Raw genomic sequence first — 6,934 nt, 5'->3', positions numbered from 1 at the left:
AACGGGTGTCCGAGCCGGTGGCGGTGCGGACGCGATCGCCGAGGCCGCCGCATCGGGCGCCGAATGGACGATGGGCGCGATCGTCGGCTGTGCGGGCCTCAAGCCCGTCCTGTCGGCAATCGAGCAGGGCGGCACGGTCGTCATCGCGAACAAGGAACCGCTGGTCTCCGCGGGCGACGTCATCTTGCGCGCAGCTGCGCGGTCCGGCGCGACCCTGCTCCCGGCGGATTCCGAGCATAACGCGATTTTCCAATGCTTTGATGCAGCGCGGCCCGAAGGCGTGCGGCGGATCATTCTGACGTGCAGCGGCGGGCCCTTCCGCGACTGGACGACCGATCAGATGCGCGGCGTGACGCTCGAACAGGCGGTCAAGCATCCCAACTGGTCGATGGGCGCCAAGATATCGGTCGATTCGGCGACGATGATGAACAAGGGGCTCGAACTGATCGAGGCTGCCCGGCTGTTCCCGCTCGCGCCCGACCGGATCGAGATCGTCATCCATGCGCAGTCGGTGATCCACAGCCTGGTCGACTATGTCGATGGTTCGGTTCTCGCGCAGCTCGGCCCGCCCGACATGCGCACGCCGATCGCGCATACCCTGGCCTGGCCCGACCGGATGGCGACACCGATGGCGCCGCTCGATCTCGTTGGCATCGGCCGACTCGATTTCGCAGCGCCCGATCCGGTCCGGTTTCCCGCATTGCGGCTGGCGCGCGAAGCACTGGACGCGGGCGGGGCGCGCCCGGCGATTCTCAACGCGGCGAACGAGGTGGCGGTCGAAGCCTTTCTCAACCGCCGGATCCGCTTCCTCGAAATTGCCGCAATCGTGGAGGATACGCTGATACGCTACGATCCGGCCGCACCGGATAGCGTCGATGCCGTTCTGGCGATCGACGCCGAGGCGCGGCGCCTTGCGAGCGAGCGTGTGAAGGATTGCGTGGTTTGATCGAAGCGCCCGGTATCCTGCTGACGATCCTGTCCTTTATGCTCGTCATCGGACCGCTCGTGTTCGTCCACGAGATGGGCCATTATCTCGCTGGACGGATATTCGGGATCAAGGCCGACGCCTTTGCGATCGGGTTCGGGCGCGAGATCGCCGGCTTTACGGATCGTCGCGGAACCCGCTGGAAATTCGGTTGGCTGCCGCTTGGCGGTTATGTGAAATTCGCCGGGGACATGACCCCGGCAAGCCAGCCCTCCGCTGAATGGCTCGCCTTGCCCGCCAAGGAACGTCAGCGGACATTCCAGTCGAAACCGGTTTGGCAGCGTGCGATCGTCGTTGCCGCAGGCCCGGTGGTCAATTTCGTCGTCGCAATCGTCATCCTTGCCGGATTCGCACTGGCCTATGGCGACGTCCGGATGCCGCCGGTGATCGGGGCGACCGTTCCGGGCAGCGCGGCGGCACTTGCCGGGCTGCAGCAGGGCGACCGAGTCTCCGCGCTGGGCGGGCGTTCGGTCGAAACCTTCGACGACATGGCACGCTATGCCCGCATCCGTGCCGGTGAGCGCACCCGCATTGATGTACTGCGTGATGGACGACTGGTGTCGCGCGATGTCGTGATCGGTACCGAGCTCCAGCGCGACCGGTTCGGGAATGAATATCGGATCGGCCGGCTCGGGATCGCCGGTGGCAAACCCATCGTCGTTCGCGTCGGCTTGCTCGAAGCACCGGCCGTCGCGGTGAAGCGGACCGGCGAGATCGTCTCGATGATGGTCGAGACGCTGGGCCAGGTGATTTCGGGCCGTCGCTCCGTCAAGGAGCTAGGCGGACCGCTCAGTATCGCCAAGGTCTCGGGTGAGCAGATGTCGCTCGGCCTCGATGCCTATATCTTTCTGATTGCGTTGGTGTCCATCAATCTGGGGTTCATCAACCTGCTGCCAGTGCCGATGCTTGATGGCGGACATTTGCTATTTTATGCGATAGAGGCAGTCCGACGAAAGCCCGTCGGTCCCGACGTTCAGGAATGGGCGTATCGCGGCGGTCTTGCGGCGATCCTCGCACTGATGCTTCTCGTGACCTTCAACGATCTCGGCAATTTCGGGTTGTGGAAGAATCTGGCCGGCTTGATCGGCTGACGCGGTTAGGGCAGGGCGGGCGCGCCCTTGCGTATGCAAGTTTCTTGGGGTGGGTTTGGTGACAGCAATCAACGGTTACACTTTGGCGCGTAACGGCGCCCTGCTCCTGGCAGGTACGATGCTGTCCGGCGTGCCGGTCTGGGCACAGGTTGCGCCTGCGGGTTCAGCCCCCGCTGCGCAGGCACGATCCGGTCCGCCACGTGCACAGGCGGCTGCCCCTGCATCTGCTCCTACAACGCCCGTAGCGGCGCCTGTATCCCAGACTCTGATCAAGACTTTGCGTGTCGAAGGCTCGCAGCGCATCGAGCCCGAGACCGTATTGAGCTACACCAAGCTCCGTGTCGGCATCCCGTACACGGCGGAAACGCTCGACCAGGCGCTCAAGGACCTGCAGGCGAGCGACCTGTTCGCGGATTACTCGATCGCCGGGGTTGAGGACGGCAATATCGTCCTGCGTATCCGCGAGAATCCGATCATCAACCGCGTGATCCTCGAGGGCAACAAGGCGCTCAAGGCGGACAAGATCACCAAGGAGATCAAGCTCGCGCCGCGGCAGATCTTCACGCGCACCGCGGTCCGACAGGACATCGCGCGGATCATCGAGCTCTATCGCCGGCAGGGCCGCTTTGCCGCGGTCGTCGATCCGAAGATGGTCAATCTCGACCAGAACCGCGTCGATGTCGTGTTCGAGATCAGCGAAGGGCCGAAGTCCAAGGTCCGCCAGATAAACATCCTCGGCAACGAGGTGTTCTCGGACGACAAGATCCGCGGCCAGATGGCGACCAAGCAGGCACGGCTTTTCCGCCTCCTGTCCTCGGCGACCAGCTATGACCAGGATCGTCTGAGCTACGACCAGCAGAAGCTGCGCCAGTTCTACCTGACTGAGGGCTATGCCGATTTCCGCGTAACGTCCGCGGTCGCCGAGCTGACGCCGGACAAGAAGGACTTCATCATCACGTACGTGGTGGAGGAGGGCAAGCGCTACAAATTCGGTGACGTCACCGTCGACAGCCAGATCCGCGACTTCGACAACAAGAAGCTCGCCTCGACGCTGCCGCTCAAGAAGGGCGAGTGGTATAACGCGAAGCTCGTCGAGGATTCGGTCGACAATTTGAGCCAGACCGCGGGCCTCTTCGGCTATGCGTTCACCGAGGTGAACCCGGAGTTCCAGAAGGACGTCGATACCCTGACCATGGGTATCAACTTCAACATCGCCGAAGCCAAGCGCACCTATGTCGAGCGGGTCGAGATCAACGGCAATTCGCAGACGCAGGACAAGGTCGTGCGTCGCGAGATCCGTCTTGCCGAGGGCGACGCGTTCAACAGCTTCCAGGTGAAGCGCTCGCAGGATCGCATCAACTCGCTCGGCTATTTCCAGGACAAGATGGAAATCAAGCAGACGCCAGGCTCCGCGCCTGACCGCGTCATCCTTGAAACCAATCTGGAAGAGCGCTCGACGGGCGAATTGCAGCTGTCGGCGGGCTATTCGAGCCTCGAGCGGTTCATCATCCAGGCGAACATCACGCAGCGCAATTTCCGCGGCAAGGGCCAGGAACTGCGCGCCGGCGTGAACTATTCGAGCTATTCCAAGTCGATCGAGCTTGGCTTCACCGAGCCCTATCTGTTCGACAAGAACATCGCGCTCGGCGGCGACATATTCCGGCGCGATTACAATTCTTTCAACTATGTCGGGAACGACCGCCAGACGACCTATTCACAGGTCTCGACGGGCTTCCAGATCCGTGCCGGTGTGCCGCTGACCGAGTTCTGGTCGCTGTCGGGCCGCTACGGCCTGTCCTATGACGAGGTCGGCCTCGATCAGGCCTCCTATTTCACCAACGGCGTCTGCGACCCGCTCAAGGCCGGGCGCTACCTCTGTGAAGCACTCGGCAATCGCTGGACGTCGTCGATCGGCTATTCGCTGATCTACGATACGCTGAACAGCCGTTTGCGCCCGACCGCCGGGCAGCGCTTCTCGTTCAGCCAGGACTTTGCCGGTCTGGGCGGCGACGTGAAGTATATCCGTACGCGCGCCGAAGGATCGAAGTTCTGGAACCTCGGCAGCGGCTTTATCGGCTCGATCATCGCCGAGGGCGGCTATATCCACTCGCTTGAGAAGAGCCGTGGCGAGGGTGTCGACCGCGTCCGCATCACCGACCGCTTCTATCTCGGCGAGCCGCAATTCCGCGGCTTTGACATTCGGGGCGTCGGTCCGCGGGTCCTGCGCCAGCAATATGTCACTGCGGCCGATGGCACGCAGACGGTAGTGACCGATCGCAATCAGATCGTCGACGACGCGCTCGGCGGCCGGGCTTATTATCTGGCTCGTGCCGAAATCGAGATTCCGCTGGGCTCTGGCGCGCGCGAACTGGGGCTTCGGCCGACCATCTATGCACAGATCGGCAGCCTGTTCGGCATCACCAAGCCGTTGCCAACCGCGGTCTTCCCAACGTCGGTCGACGCGGCCGGCAATGTCACCGTGTTGCCGATCAACACGCCGCTGTTCGACAGCGCAGGCCGCCAGCTCTATTTCAACACCTACACGCCGACCGGCGCGACCGAAACGGCGCAGCGGGCGACGACGTGTCAGACGGGCTATTCCGATACGCTCGGCGGCGCCTGCGCAGGCGCCGAGGCCAATGTCATTGCGACCAGCGCGATCGCGCCGTTCAAGGAGACCTTCCTTGGCAATTCGCCGCGACCGCGTCTGTCGGTGGGTATCGGCGTGAACTGGAATTCGCCGTTCGGCCCGCTGCGTATCGATCTTGCCAAGGCGATCCTGACGCAGCCGGGTGATGACCCCAAGCTTATTACTTTCAACGTAGGGACACAGTTCTGATGACGACGTTCAAGACGCTTCTTCTCGCCGCAGCCGTGCTCGCACCGGCGGCGATCGTCGCACCGGCGCAGGCCCAGGTTTCGGGTATCGCGGTCGCCGACCCGCAGGGCGCGATCGCAGGCTCCAAGGCCTGGACCACCGCGCGTGGCCAGATCGAGACGACCTACAAGGCACAGCTCGACCAGGCCGAGACCCGCCGCCAGGCGATCGCCCGCGAACTCCAGCCGCTCGTGACCGCCTTCCAGACCGCACAGCGCGCGCCGACCCCGAATGCGGCGTCGCTCCAGAGCCAGGCTCAGGCGATCCAGGCACGCGAGACCGCGGCAAACCAGGAACTCGCGCGTCTGACCCAGCCGGCACAGCGCGCCCAGCAATATGTCATCGAACAGATCCAGGCGAAGCTCGGCGATGCGGTCAGCAATGCGGTTCGCGCCAAGAACGTGACCCTGCTGCTTCGTCCCGATGCCGCATTGTTCGCACAGCCGGCTGCCGATATCACGGCGTCGATCACGGCCGAGCTCGACCGTCTCGTCCCGACCGTCGGCATCACGCCGCCTGCCGGCTGGCAGCCGAACCAGCAGGGCCAGCAGGGTGGGGCAGCCGCACCTGCCGCAGCGGCACCCGCCCGCGCGACGCCTGCGCGCACGACGCCGCAGGGCCGCTGAGAACTTCGTCGGTGAGCACGGATAACGTGAACGTCGACGTGGCTGACGCTGCGCCCGGTCGATCGAGCGGACCGCTCGATATCGGCCGGGTGATGGCGGCATTGCCCCACCGCTACCCGATGTTGCTGGTTGATCGTGTCGTGGATCTCGTCCCCGACACATCGATCAGCGCCATCAAGGCGGTGTCGATGAACGAGCAGTTCTTTCAGGGGCATTTCCCCGGCAGGCCGATCATGCCCGGCGTGCTGATCGTCGAGGCGATGGCGCAAGCCGCCGGCATATTGGCGGTCGAATCGCTCGGTCTCGCGGGTTCGGGAAAGCTCGTCTATTTCATGGCGATCGACGGTGCGAAGTTTCGCAAGCCGGTCGAGCCCGGGGTTCTGCTTCAGCTCGACGTGACGTTCGTGCAGAAGCGCGCAAGCGTCTGTAAATTCGCAGGGCTCGCCCTGGTCGACGGTCAGCTGGTCGCAGAAGCGAATTTCACCGCGATGATCGCCGACCCGCCTAAGGCGTAATTGCCGAAACGGGGGGCTCGCTTGCATCGCGGCGCCGCTGTGTGTACGGGCCCGCCGTGCTTTAGGCTGGTCGGAACCAGCCGTTTATACCGGAGACATACGATGAAGGCCGATACGCATCCCGACTATCACATGATCACGATCCAGATGACCGATGGTACCAAGTACCAGACCCGGTCGACCTGGGGTAAGGAAGGCGATGTGATGACGCTTGAAATCGATCCGCTCGCGCATCCGGCGTGGACCGGCGGTCGCGGCACCATGCTCGACACCGGTGGCCAGGTCGCCCGCTTCAACAAGCGTTTCGGTGGCGGTCTCACGCTCCGCAAGTAATTCCCGTCCGACCGATGTCGGATGAGCGGAAGATAGAGCCGGCGTACGCAATTAGCGTGCGCCGGCTTTTTCGTTTGGCGTTTCAATAGGGCGAAGCGGCTTATAGCGCGGTACCGGGACGCGGAGTTGCACGATCCGGCTCATCAAGACTGGCAGGAAGCGAGGGTAGGGCGGTCCACAAGCCTTGCAGTGGTTACGCAGCGAAAAATTGCCATAAAAGTGAAATTTGCGTTTGACGGGGTTGGGGATGGGCCCTAGAGGGATGTCACCGCAGCGAACGGCCACACGGTCTGGTTGCTGCGGTCGCAAACAACCAGATGCTCCAAGCTTCCTGCAAGGGAGGTTATGCGAGTGTCGGTATTTTTGTCGGCTATTTGACATCGTAGGTTTAGATGAAGGGACATGTGGGCGGCGGCTTGCGGTTTCTGGGGTCCTCAGGGCTCTGGATAATCGTTTAAAGCTAAGTCGTTCTCATATGTCCTTCACGTATCCATACGTAATGGACG

6 protein-coding genes are annotated in these 6,934 nt (G+C 63.1%); all 6 read left to right on the top strand.

Translation table 11 applies throughout. The annotated features are described in order from the left end of the window. A partial coding sequence (dxr, locus tag sphsw_RS03335) for a 1-deoxy-D-xylulose-5-phosphate reductoisomerase (protein ID WP_031439364.1) occupies nucleotides 1-946 on the top strand: 946 nt, incomplete at its 5' end. Beyond that, complete coding sequence (rseP, locus tag sphsw_RS03330; protein WP_031439363.1) at nucleotides 943-2,076, top strand: RIP metalloprotease RseP; 1,134 nt, start codon at nucleotides 943-945, stop codon at nucleotides 2,074-2,076. The genes dxr and rseP, both read left to right, overlap by 4 nt. 118 nt (nucleotides 2,077-2,194) lie before the next feature. Next, nucleotides 2,195-4,915 (top strand): outer membrane protein assembly factor BamA, encoded by a 2,721-nt coding sequence (gene bamA / locus sphsw_RS03325; RefSeq protein WP_081874098.1) that lies wholly within the window; start codon nucleotides 2,195-2,197, stop codon nucleotides 4,913-4,915. Next, a complete protein-coding gene (locus tag sphsw_RS03320; RefSeq protein WP_031439361.1) occupies nucleotides 4,915-5,580 on the top strand; it encodes an OmpH family outer membrane protein in 666 nt (221 codons plus the stop codon). The genes bamA and sphsw_RS03320 overlap by 1 nt, the downstream gene beginning before the upstream one ends. 11 nt (nucleotides 5,581-5,591) lie before the next feature. Then, nucleotides 5,592-6,095, top strand: coding sequence for a 3-hydroxyacyl-ACP dehydratase FabZ (gene fabZ / locus sphsw_RS03315; RefSeq protein WP_414712106.1), 504 nt, complete (start codon nucleotides 5,592-5,594; stop codon nucleotides 6,093-6,095). Nucleotides 6,096-6,197: 102 nt separating this feature from the next. Continuing rightward, nucleotides 6,198-6,428 (top strand): 50S ribosomal protein L31, encoded by a 231-nt coding sequence (gene rpmE / locus sphsw_RS03310; protein ID WP_031393312.1) that lies wholly within the window; start codon nucleotides 6,198-6,200, stop codon nucleotides 6,426-6,428. The last annotated feature ends 506 nt before the right edge of the window (nucleotides 6,429-6,934 follow it).

The organism is Sphingomonas sp. FUKUSWIS1, from assembly GCF_000733135.1.
Classification (GTDB): Bacteria; Pseudomonadota; Alphaproteobacteria; order Sphingomonadales; family Sphingomonadaceae; genus Sphingomonas; species Sphingomonas aerolata.
This window is presented reverse-complemented; position numbering and strand designations above follow the sequence as displayed.